The organism is Arthrobacter wenxiniae, from assembly GCF_013376105.1.
GTDB lineage: Bacteria > Actinomycetota > Actinomycetes > Actinomycetales > Micrococcaceae > Specibacter > Specibacter wenxiniae.
The window spans coordinates 25,006-49,330 of the sequence record NZ_JAAMFM010000014.1 but is presented as its reverse complement, the minus strand read 5'-3'; the positions used below and the strand labels follow the sequence as shown (position 1 = coordinate 49,330).

The 24,325-nt window shown below is 68.4% G+C and carries 16 protein-coding genes and 1 pseudogene; 8 read left to right on the top strand and 9 right to left on the bottom strand.

Annotated elements, in window-relative coordinates; all coding sequences use genetic code 11:
* Positions 1-25 precede the first annotated feature (25 nt).
* Positions 26-595 carry a hypothetical protein gene (locus tag G6034_RS19815; protein WP_246295658.1) on the top strand — a complete coding sequence of 190 codons (570 nt, stop codon included), beginning with the start codon at positions 26-28 and terminating at the stop codon, positions 593-595.
* An 88-nt stretch (positions 596-683) separates the two neighbouring features.
* Positions 684-1,787: a polyprenyl synthetase family protein gene (locus G6034_RS10775; protein ID WP_246295656.1), complete on the top strand. Its 1,104-nt coding sequence runs from the start codon at positions 684-686 to the stop codon at positions 1,785-1,787.
* A 41-nt stretch (positions 1,788-1,828) separates the two neighbouring features.
* Here the strand turns inward: G6034_RS10775 and G6034_RS10770 are convergent, their stop codons facing one another.
* Positions 1,829-2,182, bottom strand: coding sequence for an Rv2175c family DNA-binding protein (locus tag G6034_RS10770; RefSeq protein WP_176635117.1), 354 nt, complete (start codon positions 2,180-2,182; stop codon positions 1,829-1,831).
* A 207-nt stretch (positions 2,183-2,389) separates the two neighbouring features.
* Between G6034_RS10770 and G6034_RS10765 the strand changes: the two genes are divergently transcribed.
* Positions 2,390-3,943, top strand: a complete 1,554-nt coding sequence (locus tag G6034_RS10765; protein WP_246295654.1) for a LysM peptidoglycan-binding domain-containing protein — start codon at positions 2,390-2,392, stop codon at positions 3,941-3,943.
* 92 nt (positions 3,944-4,035) lie between these two features.
* On the top strand, positions 4,036-6,168 hold the full coding sequence (locus tag G6034_RS10760; RefSeq protein WP_343038014.1) for a Stk1 family PASTA domain-containing Ser/Thr kinase: 2,133 nt from the start codon (positions 4,036-4,038) through the stop codon (positions 6,166-6,168).
* Positions 6,169-6,283: 115 nt separating this feature from the next.
* On the opposite strand, the gene G6034_RS10755 is transcribed toward G6034_RS10760, so the two are convergent.
* Positions 6,284-7,636, bottom strand: coding sequence for a class II 3-deoxy-7-phosphoheptulonate synthase (locus tag G6034_RS10755; protein WP_218063822.1), 1,353 nt, complete (start codon positions 7,634-7,636; stop codon positions 6,284-6,286).
* Positions 7,637-8,048: 412 nt separating this feature from the next.
* Positions 8,049-8,828, bottom strand: a pseudogene (locus tag G6034_RS10750) (lysophospholipid acyltransferase family protein); the annotation flags it as partial.
* 185 nt (positions 8,829-9,013) lie between these two features.
* Here G6034_RS10750 and G6034_RS10745 point away from each other — a divergent pair.
* Both G6034_RS10745 and G6034_RS10740 read left to right on the top strand, forming a co-directional pair.
* On the top strand, positions 9,014-9,763 hold the full coding sequence (locus G6034_RS10745) for an alpha/beta hydrolase (RefSeq protein WP_176635114.1): 750 nt from the start codon (positions 9,014-9,016) through the stop codon (positions 9,761-9,763).
* On the top strand, positions 9,747-10,340 hold the full coding sequence (locus tag G6034_RS10740) for a hypothetical protein (RefSeq protein ID WP_176635113.1): 594 nt from the start codon (positions 9,747-9,749) through the stop codon (positions 10,338-10,340). Before G6034_RS10745 ends, G6034_RS10740 begins: the two co-directional genes overlap by 17 nt.
* On the opposite strand, the gene G6034_RS10735 is transcribed toward G6034_RS10740, so the two are convergent.
* Positions 10,341-11,393 (bottom strand): ROK family glucokinase, encoded by a 1,053-nt coding sequence (locus tag G6034_RS10735; protein ID WP_176635112.1) that lies wholly within the window; start codon positions 11,391-11,393, stop codon positions 10,341-10,343.
* 163 nt (positions 11,394-11,556) lie between these two features.
* On the opposite strand from G6034_RS10735, the gene G6034_RS10730 reads away from it, so the two are divergent.
* On the top strand, positions 11,557-13,371 hold the full coding sequence (locus G6034_RS10730) for an AMP-binding protein (RefSeq protein ID WP_176635111.1): 1,815 nt from the start codon (positions 11,557-11,559) through the stop codon (positions 13,369-13,371).
* Positions 13,372-13,788: 417 nt separating this feature from the next.
* Here the strand turns inward: G6034_RS10730 and G6034_RS10725 are convergent, their stop codons facing one another.
* From G6034_RS10725 to gcvP, 4 genes are all read right to left on the bottom strand, one after another.
* A complete protein-coding gene (locus G6034_RS10725) occupies positions 13,789-14,193 on the bottom strand; it encodes a hypothetical protein (RefSeq protein ID WP_176635110.1) in 405 nt (134 codons plus the stop codon).
* Positions 14,194-14,434: 241 nt separating this feature from the next.
* Entirely contained in the window at positions 14,435-15,871 is a 1,437-nt protein-coding gene (locus G6034_RS10720; RefSeq protein WP_176635109.1) for a MinD/ParA family ATP-binding protein, read from the bottom strand.
* 126 nt (positions 15,872-15,997) lie between these two features.
* The gene (locus tag G6034_RS10715) at positions 15,998-19,396 is read right to left on the bottom strand and encodes a pyruvate carboxylase (protein WP_176635108.1); all 3,399 of its coding nucleotides are present in this window, start codon (positions 19,394-19,396) and stop codon (positions 15,998-16,000) included.
* Between the two features lie 265 nt (positions 19,397-19,661).
* Positions 19,662-22,541 carry an aminomethyl-transferring glycine dehydrogenase gene (gene gcvP, locus G6034_RS10710; RefSeq protein WP_425485512.1) on the bottom strand — a complete coding sequence of 960 codons (2,880 nt, stop codon included), beginning with the start codon at positions 22,539-22,541 and terminating at the stop codon, positions 19,662-19,664.
* 165 nt (positions 22,542-22,706) lie between these two features.
* Here gcvP and G6034_RS10705 point away from each other — a divergent pair, with 165 nt between their 5' ends.
* Positions 22,707-23,543, top strand: coding sequence for an AAA family ATPase (locus G6034_RS10705; protein WP_176635106.1), 837 nt, complete (start codon positions 22,707-22,709; stop codon positions 23,541-23,543).
* A 121-nt stretch (positions 23,544-23,664) separates the two neighbouring features.
* On the opposite strand, the gene G6034_RS10700 is transcribed toward G6034_RS10705, so the two are convergent.
* Positions 23,665-24,258 carry a MerR family transcriptional regulator gene (locus G6034_RS10700; RefSeq protein WP_176635105.1) on the bottom strand — a complete coding sequence of 198 codons (594 nt, stop codon included), beginning with the start codon at positions 24,256-24,258 and terminating at the stop codon, positions 23,665-23,667.
* Positions 24,259-24,325 lie beyond the last annotated feature (67 nt).

The following is a 24,325-nucleotide window of genomic DNA, read 5'->3' as shown; positions in this document are numbered from 1 at the left end:
CACCGGCAGCTAAGGAAAACAAGTGATGACCAGCAGCAATATTGCCCCCTTGCGCCCAGGCAGGCGGTTGCGGTGGGCGCTTCCCGCGGGGGCAGTCCTTGCCGCGGCCATGGCGCTCACGGGCTGCTCCGGCAGCCCGGCGACGCCGGCCGCATCCTCCAGCGTCGGGGCGCCTGCGGCATCAATGGCGTCGTCCTCCTCTCCGGCAGGGTCCGCCACCGCAGGTGCCTCCTCTGCCACGCCAACCGCGGAAACCGCCACCAAGGAACTGGTGGCAGGATTCCCCGTCAAGCTCATCCCCCTGATGAAGGGTGCGGAGGTCCAGGCATCCAGCCTGCAGCGGACCACACCCATATCGGTGGCATCCCTCACCGAGACCGTGACGGCCAAGCCAGCCGACGTGCTGGCCTACTACACCAAGGTGTACGAGGGCCAGAAGTTCACGGCGCTGCCGGGCAATTCGGTTGACGGCACCCCCTCGAAAACCTTTGTGCGCGCCTCCGGACAGGAAAGTGTGAACGTGGCCATCGTGCAGACGGGGACCACGTCAACGGTGACAGTCGGGGCCAGCGTACTCCCGGCATCACTCAAATAGGCCTGTTCCACCGCACCCATGGACAAATCGCCGCGGGCGCCATAGTGGGCGCCGGCACCCCACCACCCACAGCAAGGACCCACCCCGCATGACCGCATCTGCCACCACGCCCATGGAATCAACGGCCGCTGAGCAGGAGGCGTTTGTCGCAGCGGTGGCGCTGACGCTGCAGGAATTCCTGGCCGAAAAGGGCACGCTGCTGGCGGGCATCTCCCCCGACGCCCTGGTGCTGGTCGATTCCATCGCGTCGCTCGTCACGGGCGGAAAGCGAATGCGGGCAATCCTGTGCTACTGGGGCTGGCGCGGCGCCGGCGGCGCTCCCGGCGCCGAGGAAATCATCAAGGCCGGGGCTGCCCTGGAGCTGTTCCAGGCAGCGGCCCTCATCCACGACGACATCATTGACCGCTCGGACACCCGCCGCGGCGGCCCGAGCGTGCACCGGCAGTTCGGCAGCCTGCACGCCGGCCGCGGCTGGGCCCTGGACCGGGAACGGTTTGGGCACGCGGCCGCCATCCTCACCGGGGATCTGTGCCTGTCCTTTAGCGAGGAGATGTTTGCGTCCATCGGTTCGGGTTCCGCAAGCCGTGCCCGCGCCATATTCAACCTGATGCGCACCGAGGTCATGGCCGGGCAGTACCTTGACATCCTCGAGGAAGTCTCCGGACCCACCAAGCCGCACAGCACCGCCGTCGCCCGGGCGGCGGCCATCATCCGGTTCAAGAGTGCAAAGTACTCCTCCGAACATCCCCTGGTGCTGGGCGGTGCGCTGGCCGGGGCCTCCCCGGAACTCCTGGCCGGCTACAGCGCCTTCGCACTGCCCCTGGGCGAGGCCTTCCAGCTGCGCGATGACGTCCTGGGCGTCTTTGGTGATCCGGCACAGACCGGCAAGCCGGCCGGTGACGACCTCCGCGAGGGGAAGCGCACGGTGCTTGTCGGCCTGACGATCGCCGCGGCCGGCGAGGCGGATCGGGAATTTGTTGACACGCATCTGGGTCGGCAGGACCTCAGCGACGCCGACATCGACAGCCTGTGTTCAATCATGGTCAAGTCGGGGGCCCTGACGGGCACGGAGGCCATGATCGCCGACCTCAGCACCGCAGCCTTCACCGCCTTGGCGCAGCTCCCCATTGACGGTGCCATTTCAGAGGCACTGTCGGCGCTGGGCCGCAGCGCCGTGTCCCGCACGTCCTAGCGGGACCCCGCGGTCCCGCTTCCCACCGGCCGAGCGCGTTCCTACCAGCCCAGCGCGGCGGCCCGGCGGCGAATTTCAGTCTTGCGGCCCTCGTGGAGGGCGTCGATCGGGCGGCCCGGCAGCGATTCATCCGTGGTGAACAGCCAGGTGATGGCTTCCTCGTCGTCGAAGCCCGCGTCATGCAGGACGGTGATGGTGCCGCGCAGGCTCTCCACGATGTGGTCGCCGCTGAAGAATTCTGCCGGCACGGCGCGGATGGAGCGTTCCCCCACCCGGGCGGCCAGCAGTGAGCCGTCCTTGACAAGGGCATGGACTTTGGTGATGGACACGTCCAGCTTGGCTGCGACATCCGGCAGCGGCAACCATTCACTGACTACTTTTTCTACATTACTCACGTGTCCAAGGTTCCCACAGGAAGGCGCGCTCTGCACACCGGCACGGGTGCCCCGGCTTACCGGCCAGTAAATTACACTGCTGTGGTTTGGACGGATTGCATCCCGGGCGCTGCCAGTTGCGCGGTTTTGGTGTAAATTCACATTAGTCACACAAGTAACACCATCATCATGAGCACCATCCGTCCCGGAAACCAGAGGATCGCACCCATGACTTCCCAACGTCCCTCCCGGCTCGCGCCCGCCGGCGGCAAGCAATTGGCGGCTGTTGCCACGGCGGCCATTCCCGTCGTCATGCTTTCTTCGCTTGCGCTTGCACAGCCAGCCGCCGCGGCACCGGCTCCGGCAGGTCCCAAGGTCCTTCCCTCCGCGCTCACCCACGGCGGTCTTGCCGCGGCTGTCCTGGCGAGCCCAAAGACGGCAGGAATCCCCTCTTCCGTGGTGGCCGGTTCCCTTCCCTCGCGCATTGCGCCGCTGGCACCTGTCGCAAAGACCTACAAGGTTGCGGCCGGGGACACCATCTCGGCCATCGCCGCACGCCACGGCCTGTCCACCAGCGCCGTCCTGGCCCTGAACAAGCTCAGCGCCACGAGCATCATCTATCCGGGACAGCAGATCAAGCTCACCACGGGCAGCACGGCCGCCGCGCCATCGGCTCGGGCAAAGGCAACCGCCGGCACTTCCACTGCCAGGTACACCGTCAAGTCCGGCGACACCATTGGCGCCATTGCCGCAAGGCACGGCCTTTCCACGGCGTCCGTGCTGGCCGCCAACGGCTTGAACAACTCCTCCGTCATCTTCCCCGGCCAGGTCATCAAGCTGGGCAGGACCGCAGCCCGGGCCGCCGCACCGGCACCGGCCAAGGCCGCCAGCGCCAGGCCCGCGTCCTCGAGCACGTACGTCGTCAAGTCCGGTGACACGCTCTCGGCCATCGCGTCCAGGCACGGCCTTTCCACGGCGTCCGTGCTGGCCGCCAACGGCATGAACACAGCAACCATCATCTACCCCGGCCAGGTCATCAAGCTGGGAACATCGAACGCCCCGGCTCCCGCCCCGGCCAAGGCTTCCAGCACCAAGCCCGCATCCGGGAGCAAGTACGTCATCAAGTCAGGCGACACGCTCTCGGGCATTGCGGCGAAGCACGGCGTGGGGCTGCAGGCCCTCGCCTCGGCGAACAGGATCTCCGTCAACGGGACCATCTATGCCGGCAAGACCCTGACCATCCCGGGCGTCAGCGCGGCATCCAATTCGATCACCCCGATCAAGCCCGCGGCACCCGGCGTCCCCAACACGTTCCTGCACTACACGTACCCAGATGCGGTGGTGGCCGACGCGAACAAGAACCTGCGCGCCCTGCTCGCCGCACCGGCACCCACCCGCGCACAGATGAAGGAAATGGTGGCACGGACGGCCGCCAGCATGGGCGTCGACCCGTCGCTGGCCATGGCGTTCGCGCAACAGGAATCCGGATTCAACCACCAGGTGGTCTCCCCCGCCAACGCCATTGGCACCATGCAGGTCATCCCCGACGCCGGCGACTGGGCCTCCGGGATGGTGGGCCGCAAGCTGAACCTGCTCAACCCGCAGGACAACGTCACGGCCGGCGTGGCCATCATCCGCGCCCTCCTCAAGGGCGCCAAGACCGAGGACCTGGCCATAGCTGGCTACTACCAGGGCCAATACTCCGTCAGCGTCCACGGCATGTTCCCGGACACCAAGAACTACGTGGCCAGCATCAAGGCAAACAGGAAGCTGTTCCGCTAAATCAGCGCCCGCAGGGCAAGGCAGGGGGCCGCCGGCGAGTGTCGCCGGCGGCCCAATTTTGATTCACCCCATAAGCTTGAAGGGTGCAAGACGTGCCCCACGACCCCTTGATCGGGTCCACAGTCGATGACCGCTACCTGGTTTTGTCCAAGGTGGCGCGCGGCGGCATGTCCACCGTCTACCTGGCCAAGGACACCCGCCTCAACCGCAACATCGCGCTAAAGATCCTGCACCCGCACCTGGCCACCGACCACGCCTTCATTGAACGCCTCCAACGCGAGGCCTGGAGCGCCGCCAGCCTTTCCCACCCGCACGTGGTGCAGATCCACGACCACGGCGTTGGCGCGCAACACGCCTACCTGGTGCTTGAATACATTGACGGCCACACCCTGCGTGACGTTGTCAATTCCCGCGCCCCGTTGACGCCCCGCCAGGCCCTGGACCTGCTGGACCCCATTGTGGAAGGCCTGGCGGCCGCGCATGCCGCCGGGCTGGTGCACCGCGACGTCAAGCCCGAAAACGTGCTGGTCTCACACACCGGCTGGGTGAAGATTGGCGACTTTGGCCTCTCCCGCGCCGTCACCACCACGACAAACACCGGGACGCTGCTGGGCACCCTCGGATACATCGCCCCCGAGCTGGTCAACGGCGAAGGCGGCGACGCGCGCAGCGACATCTATTCCGCCGGCATTATGCTCTATGAGCTCCTGACCGGCCAGCAGCCGTTCCGCGGCCAGGTCCCCGTCGCCGTGGCCATGCAGCACGTGCGCGACAACGTCCCGGCTCCGTCCGCGGCCGTGCCGGGCCTCCCGGCGGAAATGGACGAGCTGGTCCGCTACATGACGGAGAAGGACCCGGACAACCGTCCGGCCAACGGCGCCTCGCTCCTGGAGGACCTGCGCCACATCCGGCGCACCCTGACGCCGGAGGAACTCGACGCCGGCGGAAGCCGCGGAGGGTCCCGCCCCCCGCAGGCGGCGGAGACGCAGGCGCTGACTGCCTCATTCGGGAACGACGGCGGGTACCCCGGAAACCTGACGGAGGCGCTCGGCAACGCCGGCGCAGCCGACTACGCCACCTCGGTCATCACCCCGCCGCCCTCCCAGCACACCAGTGTGCTGCCTCCCGTGCGCCGGCTGTACGTGGACGACGCCGGCCGCGCCGAGCCCCACGACGCGCCCTACGGGACGGCGGCGGCCGGGCCGGGTGCCGGCGTCGACCACGGAATCATGGCTTCCGGCCCGGCGGCGCCGTCCAAGCGGGAGGCCCGGGCGGCCGCCAGGGAACGCGCCAGGGCGGCCTCCCAGCCGGTGGCGACCCTGGGCAGCGCGCACCCGAGGCGCCGAGCAGCCCTGTGGATCCTGGCCATCCTGGTGCTTGGCCTGCTGGTCGCAGCGGCCGGCTGGTTCCTGGCGCTGGGTCCCGGCGCACTCGCCACGGTGCCCGAGGTCCACAACAAGACCGTGGCGCAGGCGCAGGCGATGATCCTGGCCCAGGGTTTTGAACGGGCCGCAACGTCCGAGGTCTTCAACGAGAAGACGGCCGCCGGGCTGGTGGTGGACACCGATCCCACCGGAGGCACCGAACAGCGCAAGTTTCAAGGCGTGACGATCCTGGTCTCCAAGGGCCCGGTCCTCTACCCTGTTCCCGCCCTGGCCGGCAGGACGCTGGCGGACGCCAAGTCCGCCCTGACGGGCGGGCACCTGGCGGTGGGCGCCGTGACGGAGGCCTTTGACGAAAAGGCGAAGGCCGGCACAGTGATTGGCCAGCACCCCGACGCCGGCACGGAATTCCGTGGCAACACGAAGGTGGACGTCGTGGTGTCCAAGGGGCCCAGGCCCATTGCCGTGCCCTCCGTCGTGGGCAAGACCTCCGCCGACGCCGAGGCCGCCTTAGAGGGCCTGGGCCTGGTGGCCGCCATCGCACCCGAACAGGTCAACAGCGCCAAGGTCCCCGCCGGCTCCGTGGTGTCCCAATCGCCCGACGGCGGAACGCTCACGGCCGGCGGCACCGTCACCCTGACAATCTCCAAGGGCCCGGTCATGGTTGAAGCACCAAGCTTCATCGACCAAAAAGCCAGCGTCGCGGAAAGTGCATTGCGGGACCTGGGCTTCAAGGTTACAGTGAAATATACATTTGGCTTCCCCGTGCTGGGACGCGTGGCTGACCAGGACAAGTCTGGATTGCTGCCCAAAGGTTCCGAAATCACATTGACGGTGGTCTAGCCCGGCGGCGGATCCGGCGTTTTTTGTAGTCCGGCGTCAGGGAGGCCCGGAGGCCGCCCGCGGCCGAGGGCCGGAAAGCCGGACGGAAAAACGTCGGGCCGCCGCCGGCGGTGTTCTACTTGTTCTGGCCGAGCGCCCCTGCCACGAGGAACGCCATTTCCAGCGACTGCTTGTGGTTCAGGCGGGGGTCGCAGACGGACTCATAGCCGGTCAGGAAGGCTTCCTGGTCGATGGGGTCCGCGCCGCCGAGGCATTCGGCGACGTCGTCGCCGGTCATCTCCACGTGCAGGCCGCCCGGGAACGTGCCGAGGGCCTGGTGGACCTCGAAGAAGCCGCGGACCTCGTCGATGACGTCGTCGAAGTTGCGGGTCTTGTAGCCGTTGGGCGAGGTGACGGTGTTGCCGTGCATGGGGTCGGTCACCCACAGCACCTGCGCGCCGGAGGCCGTGACCTTTTCGACCAGGTTCGGCAGCTTCTCACGGATGTTGGAGGCACCCATGCGGGTGATGAACGTCAGCCGGCCGGGCTCGCGGTTCGGGTCCAGCTTCTCGATCAGGCGCAGCGCGTCGTCGGCACTGGTGGTGGGGCCGAGCTTCACACCGATCGGGTTCCGGACCCGGGAGAGGAAGTCCACGTGCGCCTGATCCAGCTCGCGGGTGCGTTCACCGATCCACAGGAAGTGTGCGGAGGTGTCGTACGGCGTCCCTGTACGGGAGTCGATGCGGGTGAGCGCGCGTTCGTAGTCGAGCAGCAGGGCCTCGTGGCTGGCGAAGAATTCAACCGTCTTCAGGGCCTCGAAGTCCGCACCGCAGGAGGCCATGAACTTGATGGCCCGGTCTATGTCCTTGGCCAGCTTCTCGTAGCGGCTGTGCGCCGGGTTGGAGGTGAAGCCGCGGTTCCATTCGTGGACCAGTCGCAGGTCCGCGAAGCCGCCCTGGGTGAATGCGCGGATCAGGTTAAGCGTGGAGGCGGAGGTGTGGTACGCCTTGAGCATGCGGGAGGCGTCGTGCTTGCGCGACTCCGGCGTGAACTCGAAGCCGTTGACTATGTCGCCACGGTACGCCGGCAGTGTCACGCCGTCGCGGGTTTCGTCGTTGGAGGAGCGCGGCTTGGCAAACTGCCCGGCCATGCGGCCCATCTTGATCACGGGCAGCTGCGCGCCGTAGGTGAGCACCACGGCCATCTGGAGAATGGTCTTGACGCGTGCACTGATCCTGTCCGCGGTGGCCGCCTCAAAGGTCTCGGCGCAGTCGCCCCCCTGGAGCAGGAACGCCTTGCCCTGCGCAGCCTGGGCCAGGCGGGAGCGCAGCACGTCAACCTCGCCGGCGAAGACCAGCGGCGGAAGGGTGGAAAGTTCCTTCACGCTGGTGGAAAAGACATCGGGATCGGCCCAGGTGGGCTGCTGGGCGATGGGAAGATCGCGCCAATCGTCGAGGCCGGGGTACACGGCGGCACCGGGAATGGACATGCCGGCGACGGGTGCGGTCGCTGCGGGGGAGGTAAGGTCAGTCACGCCTTAAGAGTATCCCTCCGCGCCGCCGCGGCGGCAACGCGTCCGCGTCATGAGATGGTCCGCGCCTGCCTCCCTTGCCTAGGACCACTTGCCCAGGACCCCTTGCCTGCGACGGCCTGCGACGGCGGCATCCGGGACCCGCTGCCAGCTACGGTTGCGCCGCTTCCGGCGGCGCCTCGTCCGGCACGGCCTTGACCTCTGCCGGGTCGTCCGCCGCCGGGCCGTCCAAGGCCATGCCGTCAGAGGCCGTTGCGTCCGCCACGGCACCGTCCTCCTCCGTGCCGTCACCGGGCTCGAGGCAGGGGCGTTTCGGCTCCACCTTCGCTCCGATGACGGTCACCGTTCCGGGTGGCACCGCGGTGGTCGGGTCAACCCGCACCGCATCGGCCGCCTTCTTGGCGGCATCGGAGCCGTCCGGGGATTCCGGCGCCTTCCCGGCCTTGGCGCCGGCAGCCTTGCCGGCCTTTTCGGCCGCAATCTTTTCCTTGACCGTGCTGGCGTACGAGTCAACGTATTCCTGCCCGGAAAGGCGCATGAGTTCGTACATGATCTCGTCCGTCACCGATCGCTGGACGAAGCGGTCGTCCTGCAGGCCCTGGTAGCGGCTAAAATCCAGGGGTTCGCCAAAAATGATGCCCAGGCGGCGGATGTTGGGGATGCGCTTGCCGATCGGCTGGACCCTGTCGGTGCCGATCATGGCCACCGGGATCACGGGCACGTTCGCGGTGAGCACCAGCTTCGCCACGCCCACCTTGCCACGGTAAAGCCGGCCGTCGGGACTGCGCGTGCCCTCCGGGTAGATGCCCAGCAGGCCGCCTCCGTTAAGGACCTCGACGCCGGTCTGCAGCGAGTTGGCGGACGCCTTGCCGCCGGAGCGGTCCATGGGCAGCTGGTTGGTCAGCTTGAAGAAGGCGGCCGTGAGCCGCCCCTTGAGGCCGCGCCCGGTGAAGTAGTCGCTCTTGGCCAGGAAAACCACGGGCCGGGGCACCATCAGCGGCATGAAGATGGAGTCCGAAAAGGACAGGTGGTTGCTCGCCAAAACTGCCGGCCCGTCGGCGGGCAGGTTGTCCAGTCCTTTGGTCCAGGGGCGGAACAGGATTTTGAGGACCGGTCCGAGGAAGATCTTCTTGAGCACCCAATAAATCACTGTAAAGTTCCTCTCCGGCGGGGCCGGGGTCAGCCAGGCGTGGTCAGTGCGAGCACCCGCATCGACCGTAACAACAGTAGTCTAGTGAGAGAGGCGGCACAGGCGGTCACGCGCGTGTGCAGCGCCTTTGGTGTCTGCACAGCCTTGGTGCATATACTCATGGCACTTGACTTGACGGAGGCCCCATGGCGACGGCGCAATCGTTCCGCTCGGACGGACATGGCAGTTTGGCGCGGGTCGGGGTGGCGGTCTGCCACGGCTTCACCGGCTCCACCGTCAGCATGCGGGCCTGGTCCGACTTCCTGGCCGATGCCGGCTTCTGCGTCAACATGCCGCTGCTGGCGGGCCACGGCACCACGTGGCAGGACCTGTCGCGCACCCCGTGGGAACACTGGTACCGCGACTTTGAGGCCGCCTACCTGGAACTTTCCTCCCGTTGCGACACCGTGTTTGTCGCCGGCCTGTCCATGGGCGGCGCGCTGGCGCTGCGGGTGGCGGCCAGGCACCCGGTGGGTGGGGTCGCCGTCGTCAATCCCGTGTTCACGTTTGGGGACCCGCGGGCCAAATATTCCGGCCTGCTCAAACACGTGCTCAAAAGCACGCCGGCCATCGGCGACGACATCAAGGCGCCGGGGATCACTGAAGGTGCGTATGCGCGCACGCCCGTTGCCGCCGTCCATGAGCTGGGCAAGCTGCTCACGGACACCATCGCGCTGCTGCCGAGCGTGGTGGCGCCCACCCTCGTCTTCCGTTCCTCGGTGGACCACGTGGTGCCGGAGTCCAGCATGGACCTGCTGAAGGCCCGCATCGGCGCGGCAGAGTTCGAGGTGGTGCCGCTGATGAACAGCTACCACGTGGCGACCATGGACAACGACGCGGAGCAGATATTTTCCCAGTCCCGCGACTTCTTTCGGAGGCATGCAGGTGCAATCTGACCACGGCCACGACACGCCGGCCGCCGGCGACAGCGATGAGGCGGTGTGGCGCGAGCTGGTGGCGCGCCTCCAGGAGCCGGATGACAGCTTCATGGATGCGGCGGCCGACGCCGGCGCACCCGCTCCCGCCGGAGGTGCCGCGCCCGGCGCCTCGGAACCGGGCCCTGCCGCGGTGGGCGGCGATGGCCGGGCCAGGGGCGTGGGCGACTTCGATCCGCTCGGTGTGTGGCGCCAACAACTCTCTCCGGCGCCCGGGGAACCGGCTTTCACCGGCGATCAAGACGCCGGCGGGGCCGCAGCGGGCGGTCCCCGAGACTATGAGGCTGAGGACCTGGACGAGGAATTTGTGCCCGGAGAGCTGCCCAGCCTGGCGGGCGCCGATCCGGCCATCATGCTCTCGTGGATCGGCGCGGCCGGAGGACCCATGTTGCTGGTGCTGGCCGCCATCTTCTGGCGCGGCATGCCGCTGGTGGGCGTCCTCGGCGTGATTTTGGCCTTCCTGGCCGGCACGGCGTACCTGATCTACCGGCTGCCCAAGAACCGCGACCACGACGGCGGCGACGGCGCCGTCGTGTAGTCAGCGCAGCCGCTTGCGGCGCCGGCGCACGCCAAGGCGGTCGGACTGGCGCACCCGCGACAGGTCGGCGGCGCCGATCAGCCCGGCAGCCGGCCCCAGCTGGGCGCCCACTATGACAGCCTCCTGGCGGAACCCGCGCCCGGTGAGGTTCTTGGCGTAGGCACGCCGGGCCGGTGCCAGCAGGAGGTCGCCGGCGGCGGACAGCCCCCCTCCCACAACGAAGAGTGCCGGGTCGAGCGCCGCGGCCAGGTTCGCGATGCCCAGGCCCAGCCAGTCCCCCACCTCTTCCACGAGTTCCCGGGACGTCGCCTCACCCGCCAGGGCCAGCTCGGTCACCACACTGCCGGTGATGTCTTCAGCGATGCCGTCGACGGCGGCCAGCAGTTCGGTGGCCATCGGCGACTTTGCCCGGGCCAGTTCCCGCGCCTCCCTGCCCAGCGCATTGCCGGAGGCATACTGCTCCCAACAGCCGCGGTTGCCGCATTCACAGCGGTGCCCGCCCGGCATGATGATCTGGTGGCCAAACTCACCTGCCATGCCGAAGCTGCCGCGCTCCACGCGCCCGTCCACCACCAGTGCGCCACCGATCCCGGTGCCCAACGTCAGGCAGACGAGGCGGTCCTGGCCGCGGCCGGCGCCAAAGCGCCATTCCGCCCAGGCCGCGGCATCGGCGTCGTTGGCCAGGGTCACCGGCCGGTTCAGGAGGCCTTCAAGGTTTTGGCGCAGCGGCTCGTTGCGCCAGGCAAGGTGCGGGCTGAAGACCACGGTGCCGCCGTCGAGGTCCATCCAGCCGGCAGCGCCGATGCCCACGCTGCGCAGTTCGTGCCGGGTCCCGAGTTCACGCACCAGTTCAACAATGACGGCCTCAACTGCCCGCGGGTCGCGGCCTGGCGTTTCCCGGCGGAGTTCCTCGCGAATGTTGCCCAGGCCATCCACCACGCCGGCCGCCACCTTGGTCCCCCCAATGTCGATGCCCAGCGCCAGGCTTCCGCCGATGGGCGCCCGTCCTGGAAATCGCAGGGGGGGCCGGAAGACGGGGCGAGGTTGCTGCATTCCAAGAGTCTAGCCACCAACCGCTGTGGCACCGCCGAATTGAATGTGTGATCCAAACAACATAAAGTTACTGGTGAGTAACTTATGCGGCCGCCCGGCAGTGGCGTGTGCCGGATAGAGTAAGGCCAAGCCATACTTGGACTGTCATATTTAAGGAGCCAAAGTGCGCGAGATTTCCGTCCCGGCCCAAGTGGTCAGCCCAAGGACCATGAACACCACCGACTTTGTGCTGCGCCAGGCACGGCTGGACACCAATCCGGCCCTCTTCTCGCGCCGCAATGCCGACAACGTATGGGTGGACATCTCGGCCAGGGAATTCCATGCCGACGTCTGCGCCCTTGCCAAGGGCCTGATCGCCTCCGGCATCCAGGTGGGCGACCGGGTGGGCATCATGGCCCGCACCCGCTACGAATGGGCCCTGGTCGATTTCGCCATTTGGTTTGCCGGCGCCGTCTCCGTGCCGATCTACGAGACGTCCTCGCCGTCGCAGGTGGCCTGGAACCTGGGCGACTCCCAGGCGGTGGCCGTGATCGCAGAGACGGCAGCCCATGAGAACGTGGTCCGACAGGCAGCGCGCAACGAGGGTCTGGCCGCGCTCAAGGACGTCTGGCGGATGGAAGGCGACGGCCTGGATGTACTGCGCGACGCCGGCCGGGAGGTTGCCGACGACGTCCTGGAAGTCCACCGCACCTCCAACGGCCTCGACGACGTGGCCACGATCATCTACACCTCCGGCACCACGGGCCGGCCCAAGGGCTGCATGCTGACCCACCACAACTTTGTGGAACTCAGCGAGAATGCGCTGGCCGTGCTGGGCAGGGACGTTATCCCGCCGGGTTCCCAGACAGTCATGTTCCTGCCCATGGCGCACGTCTTCGCCCGGTACATCTCGGTACTCGCCGTCGCCGCCGGCGCCAAGGTGGGCCACACCCCGGACATCAAGCACCTGCTCGAGGACCTGCAAAGCTTCAAGCCCACCTTCATCCTGGCCGTGCCCCGAGTCTTTGAAAAGGTCTACAACTCCGCGGCGCTCAAGGCCGAGGGCGACGGCAAGGGCAAGATCTTCGCCGCGGCCGCCCGGACGGCCATCGACTTCTCGCGCGCCAGCCAGGGCGGAAGGGTCCCGCTGGCGCTGCGGGCCAGGCACGCCCTGTTCGACAGACTGGTTTACGGCAAGCTCCGCGCGGCCATGGGCGGCGACGTCCGCCATGCGGTGTCCGGCGGCGGCCCCCTCGGTGAGCGCCTGGGCCACTTCTTCCAGGGCATCGGCCTGCAGATCCTGGAGGGCTATGGCCTGACCGAGACCACCGCGCCCATCACGGTCAACCGCCCCGAACGCATCAAGATCGGAACCGTCGGCGCGCCCTTGCCCGGCAACGCCGTCAGGATCGCCGACGACGGCGAGATCCTGGCCCGGGGCGTGTGCGTCATGAAGGGATACTTTGGCCGCGACGACCTCACCGAGGAGGCGTTTGTGGACGGCTGGCTCCGCACGGGGGACATTGGGGAGCTGGACGCGCAGGGCTTCTTGAAGATCACCGGCCGCAAGAAGGAAATCATCGTCACCGCCAGCGGCAAGAATGTGGTCCCGGCCCTCCTGGAGGACCAGATCCGCGCCGACGCCATTGTCTCCCAGTGCCTGGTCATCGGGGACAACCGCCCGTTCATCGCCGCCATCGTGACCCTGGATGAGGAAGCCCTGCCGCAGTGGGGGCGCCACAACGGCCTGCCCGAGGGCATCACCGTCGCCGAGGCGGCCAAGGAACCGGCCGTCATCGACGCCGTACAGCGCGTCATTGACACAGCCAACAAGTCCGTTTCCCACGCCGAGGCGATCAAGTCCTTCCGGATTGTCGACACCGACTTCACCGAATCCTCCGGCCACCTGACCCCGTCCATGAAGGTCAAGCGGGCCCAGGTCCTGAAGGACTATGACGCCGTGGTCGAGGACATTTACGCGGCCAGGAAGGTCGACTAGAACGGGCATCTTCCTGGGGAGCGCCGTTTTGGTGCCGCCGCTGAGGCTGCCGCCCCGGCTCGTGTTGCCGGCCCGCGTTGACCGCTGTCGCAACCGGGCGTCTGTGATCCGCCAGCTGTGCAAGTCACCGAACGACATCGAGGAATCGGAGAGCTGACCCAAAATGCCCAGCTGGAAGTCGGTGGAGAGGTGGACGCTTTCCCCGGCACCGGTCGAGCAGCAGCCGTACCGGCCGGTGGTCGTGTTCCCCCGGACGAGGATGCCACGGCCCTGAATGGTGGCCTGGCAGGTGCCTGGCGGGAGCTGCGTTCCGTTGGTCACGCAGGAAAAGGACTGCTCAAGGGCCTGGACAGCTTCATACCGCGGGAAGTACACGTTAGGCTGGGCCGCCGGAAACGGATGAACACGACAGTTCCGTCACCAGCCGCCGGCGGGTGGGCGGATCCAGCGTGTCGAAGTACGCCTGGGCCGCCGCCGCGCCTCCTGAAGGTCCGCAACCGGGCCGCCGTCCACCAGGAGGAATCGGGTCCCCATGACGTTGAACATGGACACCGTGCCGGACGCCTTCTCCGCCACATACACGTCCACCCGGCGCCGGCAGCCCAGGCTTGCCCGCACTGTCTGGACGATGTAACCGAGCCAGATGGTGACGTCCACTACGAGCGCGGCGGGGACGACGGGCGCGAGCCAGGGCACAGCCAATCCGGGCAGGACAATGACGATCCACACCACCACGGCCCCGAACACGATGACGGTGGAGGCGGGAGCGAGCAACAGCCGGCTGTCTTCGCAACGGTGCGCGAGACCGCGAAAATCCAGCACGGATCCTGGCGGTGGCGCCGAAATTGCGGCGCCGCCTGGCGGGGCAGCCGGCGCGCCGGGTATTGCGCTAACGTCCGGCCTCGGGTGACGCGCTGTGAACCGGGCACCGGTATGAACTGGCCGCGTTACCGCTGCGTTCCCGGCGCGACAAAGCGTGAAGGACGCCTCAAACCCGCGGGACCGGAGGGGTGTTGGCCGCGGACCCCCACCAAGCCCGCCCCGAACGCTGCCGGAAGTCTGGCTAGGGGCGCGTCAGCTCCGAAACCACCACCGCGGCGAGCTCCTTGACGGCCAGCCGCGTGGCGGGGCGCAGCTTCGCCAGCTCCACCCGCGAGCCCTCCGCCAGGTGCTTGTCATACGGAATGCGCAGGACATTGCGTACTCGGGACCTGAAGTGTTCCTCGATCTGGGCGATGTCCACCTGGGTCTGCCCGCCGGACATGTTGACCACCACCGTGGCATTGGCCACAAGGTCGTTCCGGCCGTGGGCCTCGAGCCAGGACAACGTCTCCGACGCCAGGCGCGCCTCGTCAACGCTGCCCCCGGAAACCAGCACCACGGCGTCGGCCTTCTCCAGGGTGCCCTTCATGACCGAGTGGACCATGCCTGTGCCGGAATCGGTGAGGACGATGGAATAGTACTTGCTGAGGATGTCGGTGACGGCCCGGTAGTCGGAGTCGTCGAAGGCCTGCGCCACGGCGGGGTCCGTGTCGCTGGCCAGCACGTCAAGGCGGGACCCGTCGCGGGCAACATAGCTCGACAATTGCGAGAACGTGGTGACGTTGAAGCGGTCCTTGACCAGGTTCCGGGCCGTGAAGTCGGCACTGCCGGGCGAGCGGTCGGAGAGCGTGCCGCGGTCCGGGTTGGCATCCATGGCAATGACGCGGTCCTCGCGGGTGTCGGCAAGCACCATGCCGAGCAGGGTTGTGACTGTGGTTTTCCCCACGCCGCCCTTGCGCGAAAGCACGGGGACAAAGCGCGTGCGCTCCCCCAGCCGCGAGGCAATCAGGTTGTCCTGTGCCCGCTCCAGGCGGACCTTGTCCGAGTCCCCCACATTGACCGTGCCGAAGGTGGCCTTGTACAGCCAGAGACGCCAGCCGCCGACGGGAGGGGCGGCAACCTTGTTGAGCAGTCTGTCGCTGGTCAGGGCCGCGGCCGGCTCCGGGCCGTCCTCACGCTGCCGGCGCGGACTGGCACCATGATGGGGTGCGGCCGCCGCCTCCGCCGGCGCCCCAAACGCCGCGGCGTAGTCCTCCACATACATGGGTGCAGGGTCATCAAGCGCTGTAGCCCCCGCAGCTGCCGCCGCGGCTGTGGGCGCCACGGTGGACTGCGGCATGTCCGTGGCGGCCGTGGCCACCGCCGCCGGCGGCGCTGACGCCGGCTGCGCCGGGACCTTCGCTGCAGTCACCGGGGCAGCTGCAGTCACCGGGGCAGCTGCAGTCACCGGGGCAATGGTCTGCACGGCGCCAGTGGATGCGGGGTCGCCGGTCGCCGCGGACAGCTCCAGCCCAACCTCCGGCAGGGCCGGCGCCGCGCCCGCCGGAGCCACGGCGGTTTCAGCCTCCTCCGCGGCGGTTTCAGCCTCCTCCGCGGCGGTTTCAGTCGCCTCCGCGGCGCCGCCTTCGGGTGTCCCCGGCTCGCCGGTCTGTTCCGGCTTGCTGTTCTTGTTCGCCATGTCTCCACTGCCCACTAGAAATGCCGCCGCGGCCGGAAAGGGATTTTTCCGGCCGCGGTGGCGGTGCTCATTGCATTTTAGTGTAGCGCAGGGCATTGTCCCTGAGTGCGGGGCGGGCAGGCCGGCTCAGCCCTCAACCACCACCAGCAGGTCCCCGCCCTGCACCTGGGCCACCCCGCCCACGGCGAGCCGGGAGACAGTGCCGCCCACCGGCGTCGTAATGGAGGCTTCCATCTTCATGGCCTCAATGGTGGCCACGGTGGCGCCGGCCTCGACGGTGTCGCCCACGGCAACCTTGAGGCTGACGGCGCCGGCGAACGGTGCGGCAACCTGCCCGGCCACGGACTCGTCCGCCTTCTCCGCTGCCTTGACGGTGCTTTCGACGCTGGTGTCCCGCACCACCACCGGGCGGCTTTGGCCGTTGAGCTTGCAGGTGACGGTGCGCATGCCCTTTTCATCCGGCTCCGAAATGGTCTCCAGGGAGGCGATGAGGCGCACCCCCTTGCCCAGGGCCATGACGTGCTCCTGCCCGCGCTGGAGCCCGTATAGGTAGTCGCGCGTGTCCAGCACCGAGACGTCGCCGTACGTCTCCCGGACCTTGGCGAAGTCCTTGGCGGGCCCGGCAAAGAGCAGCCGGTTCAGGGCCGCGCGGCGGGTGTCGCTGTCCGCGGCCAGCTCCTGGCTGTCCTGGGCGCTGAGCGTGCCCACGCGCTCAACGACGGTGCGCCCCTGCAGCGCCTTGGTGCGGAACGGCTCGGGCCAGCCGCCGGGGGGCGTGCCCAGCTCGCCGCCCAGGAATCCCACCACGGAGTCCGGGATGTCATAGTTCTGCGGGTTTGCCTCGAAATCGGCGGGGTCGGCCTTGATGCCCACGAGGTGCAGGGCCAGGTCGCCCACCACCTTGGACGACGGCGTGACCTTGACCAGGTGCCCCAGGATCCTGTCGGCGGCCGTGTACATGTCCTCGATTTCCTCGAAACGTTCGCCGAGGCCCAGGGCGATGGCCTGCTGGCGCAGGTTGGAGAGCTGGCCGCCGGGGATCTCGTGCTGGTACACGCGGCCGGTGGGGCCGGCGAGGCCGGACTCAAACGGTGCGTACACGCGGCGGACGGCCTCCCAGTACGGCTCCAGCGAGCTGATGGCGGCCAGGTCGATGCCCGTGTCGCGCTCGGTGTGGGCCAGCGCGGCGACCAGGGCCGAGGCGGACGGCTGGCTGGTGGTGCCCGCCAGGGAGGCGGAGGCGACGTCAACGGCGTCGACCCCGGCATTGACGGCGGCCGTCAGGGTGGCCAGCTGGCCGCCGGCGGTGTCGTGGGTGTGCAGGTGGACCGGCAGGTCAAAGCGTTCGCGCAGGGCCGTGACCAGCCTGGCCGCCGCGGCGGGGCGGAGCACGCCAGCCATGTCCTTGATGGCCAGGATGTGGGCGCCGGCGTCGACGATGCGCTGCGCCAGCTCCAGGTAGTAGTCCAGCGTGTAGATGGTCTCGGCGGGGTCCAGCAGGTCCCCCGTGTAGCAGAGGGCCACCTCGGCCACGGCGGTTCCGGTGGCGCGGACGGCCTTGATGGCCGGCTCCATCTGGTCGACGTCGTTCAGGGCGTCAAAGATGCGGAAGATGTCGATGCCGCTGGCGGCCGCCTCCTGCACAAACGCGTCGGTGACCTCGGCCGGGTACGGCGTGTAGCCGACCGTGTTGCGCCCGCGCAGGAGCATCTGCAGGCAAATGTTGGGCAGGGCCTCGCGCAGCTTGGACAGGCGCTCCCAGGGGTCCTCGCCCAGGAACCGCAGGGCGACGTCGTAGGTGGCGCCGCCCCAGGCCTCCACCGAGAGCAGCTGCGGCGTCAGCACGGACACGGCCGCGCCGGCGGCCTCCAGGTCCCTGGTGCGCACGCGGGTGGCCAGCAGGGACTGGTGGGCGTCCCGGAAGGTGGTGTCGGTGACGGCGACGGCAGTTTGGGCGCGCAGGGCTGCCGCAAAGCCTTCCGGACCCAGCTCGGCCAGCTGCTGGCGCGACCCCGCGGGGGCGGCCGCCACGTCCACTGCCGGCAGCTTGCGGGCGGGGTCGTCGTGGACCATCAGCGCGCCGTTGGGCTGGTTGACGGTGACCTCGGCCAGCCAGGTCAGCAGCTTGGTGCCGCGGTCGGAGGAGACGCGGGCATTGAGCAGTTCCGGGCGCTCGTCAATGAAGGAGGTGGCGACGTCGCCGGCGTTGAAGGCCGGGTCCTCGAGCACGGCCTGCAGGAACGGGATGTTGGTGGACACGCCGCGGATGCGGAACTCGGCCAGTGCGCGGCGGGCGCGGGCCACTGCCGTCTTGTAGTCCCGGCCGCGGCAGGTGAGCTTGACCAGCATGGAGTCGAAGTGGGGGCTGATTTCGGCGCCCGCGTAGATGGTGCCGCCGTCAAGCCTGATGCCGGCGCCGCCGGCGGAACGGTAGGTGGTGATCTTGCCGACGTCGGGGCGGAAGCCGTTGGCCGGGTCCTCCGTGGTGATCCTGCACTGCAGGGCGGCGCCCTTGACGTGGACGCTGTCCTGGCTCAGGCCAAGGTCCGCCAGGGTCTCCCCGGCGGCGATGCGCAGCTGGGCCTGGACCAGGTCGACGTCGGTGATTTCCTCGGTGACGGTGTGCTCCACCTGGATGCGCGGGTTCATTTCAATGAACACGTGCTGTCCGGCCCGCTCCCCCACCGTGTCCACGAGGAACTCGACGGTTCCGGCGTTGACGTACCCCATGGCCTTGGCGAACTTAACGGCGTCGGAGTGCAGGGCCTTGCGGATGTTCTCGTCCAGATTGGGGGCCGGGGCGATCTCCACCACCTTTTGGTGGCGGCGCTGGAGCGAACAGTCACGTTCGAAGAGGTGGATGACGTTGCCTTCGGCGTCGGCCAGGATCTGCACCTCGATGTGGCGCGGGCGCAGCACGGCCTGCTCGAGGAACATGGTGGGGTCCCCGAAGGCGGCGTCGGCCTCGCGCATCGCCGCATTGAGGGCCTCGCGCAGTTCCTCCCGGGTGTCCACGCGGCGCAGGCCGCGCCCGCCGCCGCCGGCGACGGCCTTGGCGAAGACCGGGAAGCCGATTTCCTCGGCCGCGGCAATCAAGGTGTCCAGGTCGGCGCTGGGCTCGCTGGACTTGAGCACGGGGATGCCTGCCGCGCGGGCGGCCTTGAGCGCCTGGAACTTGTTGCCCGTCATTTCCAGCACCGCGGCGGGCGGTCCCACAAAGGTGATGCCTTCCGCGGCGGCGGCCGCGGCCAGCCCGGGGTTCTCGGACAGGAACCCGTAGCCGGGGTAGATGGCGTCCGCGCCGGCTTCCTTGGCAACGCGGATGATCTCCGCCACGTCCAGGTAGGCGCGGACGGGGTGCCCCTCCTCGCCGATCAGGTATGCCTCGTCCGCCTTCTGGCGGTGGATGGAGTTGCGGTCCTCGTGCGGGAAAACGGCAACCGTCTTGGCACCGAGCTCGTAGCTGGCACGGAAGGCACGGATGGCAATTTCACCGCGGTTGGCAACCAGAATCTTTGAAAACATGTCACTCCTGTGTGAAACGCTGGCATGGCGGCCCGCCGGCCGCTGTGGCAGCAGGCGGGCTGGTGGAAATGATGGTTCGAAAAATGTGGCCGTGGATGACCCGGCGGCTGGCCAGTACGGTAGTACGCCTGAATCGTTGCTTTAGAAAAAACTAAAGTGGTGTTAGTTTCGCCCCGTGGCCCCCGCGGCGCCAAATGATGTGTCCTAATTCACGCCCGGCGGCCGTAACAAATACGGCGCGCCGGCGAGCGGGGAGGCCGGGGGCTCAGAAAACCTCGGCCAGCTCCTCGATGGACGGGCAGGAGCAGACCAGGTGGCGGTCGCCGTAGGCCTGGTCGATCCGGCTCACCGGCGGCCAGTACTTGGCACGGGGATCCACGCCGGCAGGGAAGACTGCCTCTTCCCGGCTGTAGGGATGGTCCCAGTCCCGGGTGAGGCCCTGTGCCGTGTGCGGGGCGTTGGCCAGCGGGTTGTCCCCGGCCGGCCAGAGCCCGTCCTGCACCGCCGCGATTTCCTTGCGGATGGAGATCATGGCGTTGATGAACCGGTCGATTTCCGCCAGATCCTCGGATTCGGTGGGCTCCACCATCAGGGTGCCGGCCACGGGGAAGGACATCGTGGGGGCGTGGAAGCCGTAGTCGATCAGGCGCTTGGCGACGTCGTCCACGCTGACTCCGGAGTCCGCGGTGATGCCGCGCAGGTCCAGGATGCACTCGTGGGCGACGAGGTCGTGGGCACCCGTGTACAGCACCGGGTAGTGCTCGCTGAGGCGCCGGGCAATGTAGTTCGCGGACAGGATGGCGGTCTGGGTGGCCAGGCGCAGCCCGTCCGGGCCCATCATGCGGATGTAGGCCCAGGAGATCGGCAGGATCGACGCCGAGCCGTAGGGTGCGCTGGAGACCAGGCCCACGGAGGAGTCCAGGCCCAGCTCGCGGGCGGGCAGGTGCTTGGCCAGGTGCGCGCCCACGCCCACAGGGCCCACGCCCGGCCCGCCGCCGCCGTGCGGGATGCAGAACGTCTTGTGCAGGTTCAGGTGGGACACGTCGGCGCCAAACTTGCCGGGCCGGGCCAGCCCCACCAGGGCGTTCAGGTTGGCGCCGTCGACGTACACCTGGCCGCCGGCGTCGTGCACCATGGCGCAGATGGCGCTGATGGACGTTTCAAACACGCCGTGCGTGGAGGGGTAGGTGACCATGATGGCGGCCAGGCGGTGTTCATGGACGGTGATCTGGCGCTTGAGGTCGTCGACGTCGATGTTGCCGAAGCCGTCCGTGGCCACCGGGACCACCTTGAGCCCGGCCATGACGGCGGAGGCGGCGTTGGTGCCGTGGGCGGAGGTGGGGATCAGGACCACGTCGCGGTCCGGGTTGCCGTTTTCCACATGGTAGGCGCGGATGGCCATGAGCCCGGCGAATTCCCCCTGCGAGCCGGCGTTCGGCTGGACGGAGACGGCGTCGTAGCCGGTGATCTCGGCGAGCCATTCCTCGAGCTGTGTGGCCATTTCCACGATGCCCACGGTGTCCGACGCCGGCGCGAAGGGGTGCAGCCCGGCAAATTCGGGCCACGTGACGGCCGCCATTTCGGCGGTGGCGTTCAGCTTCATGGTGCACGAGCCCAGGGGGATCATGCCGCGGTCCAGCGCGTAGTCGGCGTCGGAGAGGCGGCGCAGGTAGCGCAGCATCTGCGTTTCCGAGTTGTGGGCATGGAACACCTGGTTGGTCATGTAGCCCGTGGCCCGGGCCGGCGCGGGAAGCGCGACGCCGGAGGCCTCCGCGGGCAGGACGGCTCCCCCGGCGCCGTGCGCGCCGGAGGGCGCCCGGCCGGCGAGCAGCCCCGCCAGAGCAACGACGTCGGCCTCGGTGGTGGTCTCGTCCACGGCGATCTGCAGGTGGTCGTGGTCCACCTGGCGCAGCAGGTAGCCGGCCGTGTGCGCGGCAGCAACCAGCTCGGCGGCGGAGTGGCCGCTGCCGGCGGCCACCCGGACCTTCACGGTGTCGAAGAAATTGCCGTGCACCACCGTGTGGCCCGCCGCCGCGGCGGCGTCCGCAACGGCCAGGGCCAGCGCGTGGACGCGGGTGGCTATCCGCCGCAGGCCCGCGGGTCCGTGGTAGACGGCGTACATTCCGGCCATGACGGCCAGCAGCACCTGGGCGGTGCAAATGTTGGAGGTCGCCTTTTCGCGGCGGATGTGCTGCTCGCGGGTCTGCAGGGCCAGCCGGTAGGCCTGGTTGCCGGCGGCGTCCTTGGACACGCCCACCAGGCGTCCGGGCAGGGAACGCTCCAGGCCCTGGCGCACGGCCATGTAGCCGGCGTGCGGGCCGCCAAAGCCCATGGGCACGCCAAAACGCTGGGAGGTCCCCACAGCCAGGTCGGCGCCCAGTTCGCCGGGCGATTCCAGCAGGGTCAGGGCCAGGAGGTCGGCGGCAACGGCCACCACCGCCTTGCGCTCCTTGGCGGCGGCGATGATCGGGGCGATGTCGCGGACCAGTCCGGAATCGCCCGGATATTGCAGGAGGAGGCCGAAGAACTCGACATCCGGCAGGGCGCCGTCGTCGGCAAAGTCGTGGACCAGCACCGGGATGCCCATGGCCTTGGCGCGGGTGTTGATGACGGCGAGGGTTTGCGGGAAGACGTCGGCGTCCACCACCACGACGGCGTCGGGCGTGGCGGAACGGTTGGTCCGGCGCATCAGGGCGACGGCCTCGGCAGCCGCGGTGCCCTCGTCAAGCATGGAGGCGTTGGCCGTGGCCATGCCTGTCAGGTCCGCAACCACGGTCTGGAAGTTCAGCAGCGCCTCGAGCCGGCCCTGGGAGATTTCCGGCTGGTACGGCGTGTAGGCCGTGTACCAGGCCGGGCTCTCCAGGACATTGCGCTGGATGACGCCGGGGGTGTGCGTGCCGTAGTAGCCCTGCCCGATGAAGGACTTGTTGACCGTGTTCTTGGCGGCAAGGGCCTTCAGCTCCGCCAGCATGGCCTCCTCGGAAACCGCGGCCTGGAGGGCCAGCGGCCGGGTGGTGTAAATGGAATCGGGCAACGCCGCCGCGGAAAGCTCCTCCAAAGAACCAAATCCAAGGGTCGTCAACATATGATGAACGTGGGGCTGTGCACCAACCCCGATGTGCCGGTCACTGAAAAGGGCCGACACCAAGCTGTTTGGGTGCGCGCTGCCGGTCAGGTTGTCTGGGGTGTTTGTCAATGGGTTCTCCAAGTCGCGAACGTTCCACAGCCATTCTATGTGTCACCCGACATGCCCCGGCACGCGCAGGCAGCCCATGGTTTTTGAACGCGACGCAAAGGTAATGGTTCATCCGTGCAAGTAGTGAGCATCAGCAGCCTCAAGGGCGGCGTCGGCAAGACGTCGGTCACGCTCGGCCTGGCGTCGGCAGCTCTGGCCGCCGGCATTCCCACCCTGGTGATTGACCTTGACCCCCACGCAGACGCCACCACTGGGCTCGGCGTCCACCCGGCGGGACAGCTGGACATAGGGCACATGATCAAGGGCTCGCGCAAGGCGGACCTGGCCGCCAATGTGGTCCCGTCCGGCTGGCTTGCCGCCCACAAGCACGACGGCGCGCCGTTGCCGGTGCTGGACGTCGCCATGGGCTCGGCCTTCAGCGGGATTTACGACCGTCCGGACCTGGGCCGGCGCGACCTGCGCCGCCTGTCCACCATCCTGGCCAATGCGGACCGGGACGGCAAGGCGCCCTACCAGCTGGTGCTCATCGACTGCCCGCCGTCGCTGAACGGGCTCACGCGCATGGCCTGGACGGCCAGCAGCAGGGTGTTGCTGGTGGCCGAGCCCGGGCTGTTTTCCGTGGCGGGCACGCAGCGCACCCTGCGGGCCATCGAATTATTCCGCAGCGAGTTTGCCCCGGCCCTGGTGCCGGCCGGCATTGTGGCCAACCGCGTGCGCAGCGGCTCCAACGAGCACGCCTACCGGCTTGGCGAGATGAAGACCATGTTTGGCGAGCTGCTGCTCTCCCCCACCATCCCGGAGCAGGCGAACTGGCAGCAGATCCAGGGGGCGGCCCACCCCATCCACCAGTGGCCCGGTGATTCTGCCAAGAACTCCTCGGCCCTGTTCGACAAGCTGCTGGAGTCCGTGCTGACCCAGGGCGCCACGCGAAGCCGGCTGTACCGCGGCTGACAGACCGCGGCTGGCAGACCGCGGCTGGCGGGCGGCCAGAAAAAATGCGCCCGTTCCCGGTTTTCGCGCCCGGTCTACGGTCTAACGGGCGCGAAAACGGGGAACGGGCGCAGAAGCCTCCTCAGGAGATCTTGCGCTCCGCGCGGCGGCGGCTGAGCTCGTCGTCGGGGAACGACTGGACCGGGGCGTGCTCGCTTGGCAGGGCGGCCAGGCTGCCCTCGACCTCGCGCCACACGCGGCCCACGGCAATGCCGAACACGCCCTGGCCGCCCTGGACCAGGTCGATGACCTCGTCGGCGGAGGTGCATTCGTACACGGAGGCGCCGTCGCTCATGAGCGTGATCTGGGCCAGGTCCTCCACGCCGCGCTCGCGCAGGTGGTCCACGGCGGAACGGATCTGCTGCAGCGACACGCCGGTGTCCAGGAGGCGCTTGACCACCTTGAGGACCAGGATGTCGCGGAAGCCGTAGAGGCGCTGCGAGCCGGATCCGGCCGCTCCGCGCACGGCAGGCTCCACCAGCCCGGTGCGGGCCCAGTAGTCCAGCTGGCGGTACGTGATCCCGGCCGCCTTGCATGCGATCGGGCCGCGGTAGCCGGCATCCTCATCCAGCACCGGCAGATCCTCGGTGAAAAGCAGTCCCTGGGCGCCGGCCGTCAGGGCGGGGCCGGGGACAACAACGGCGTTGAGTTCGCCGGCGTCACTCTTCGGACTCACGTGGATCCTCCTGTTCGCGGTCCCCTGAACGGATATCGCCGGCCGGTGGCCGGGCGCAACATGGATG

Bases quoted from the DNA above. Each gene is read 5' to 3' on its own strand.
- G6034_RS19815 (WP_246295658.1), top strand. From the start codon at position 26: ATGACCAGCAGCAATATTGCCCCCTTGCGCCCAGGCAGGCGGTTGCGG.
- G6034_RS10775 (WP_246295656.1), top strand. From the start codon at position 684: ATGACCGCATCTGCCACCACGCCCATGGAATCAACGGCCGCTGAGCAG.
- G6034_RS10765 (WP_246295654.1), top strand. From the start codon at position 2,390: ATGACTTCCCAACGTCCCTCCCGGCTCGCGCCCGCCGGCGGCAAGCAA.
- G6034_RS10755 (WP_218063822.1), bottom strand. From the start codon at position 7,636: ATGTCCATTCCCGGTGCCGCCGTGTACCCCGGCCTCGACGATTGGCGC.
- G6034_RS10745 (WP_176635114.1), top strand. From the start codon at position 9,014: ATGGCGACGGCGCAATCGTTCCGCTCGGACGGACATGGCAGTTTGGCG.
- G6034_RS10740 (WP_176635113.1), top strand. From the start codon at position 9,747: ATGCAGGTGCAATCTGACCACGGCCACGACACGCCGGCCGCCGGCGAC.
- G6034_RS10735 (WP_176635112.1), bottom strand. From the start codon at position 11,393: ATGCAGCAACCTCGCCCCGTCTTCCGGCCCCCCCTGCGATTTCCAGGA.
- G6034_RS10720 (WP_176635109.1), bottom strand. From the start codon at position 15,871: ATGGCGAACAAGAACAGCAAGCCGGAACAGACCGGCGAGCCGGGGACA.
- G6034_RS10715 (WP_176635108.1), bottom strand. From the start codon at position 19,396: ATGTTTTCAAAGATTCTGGTTGCCAACCGCGGTGAAATTGCCATCCGT.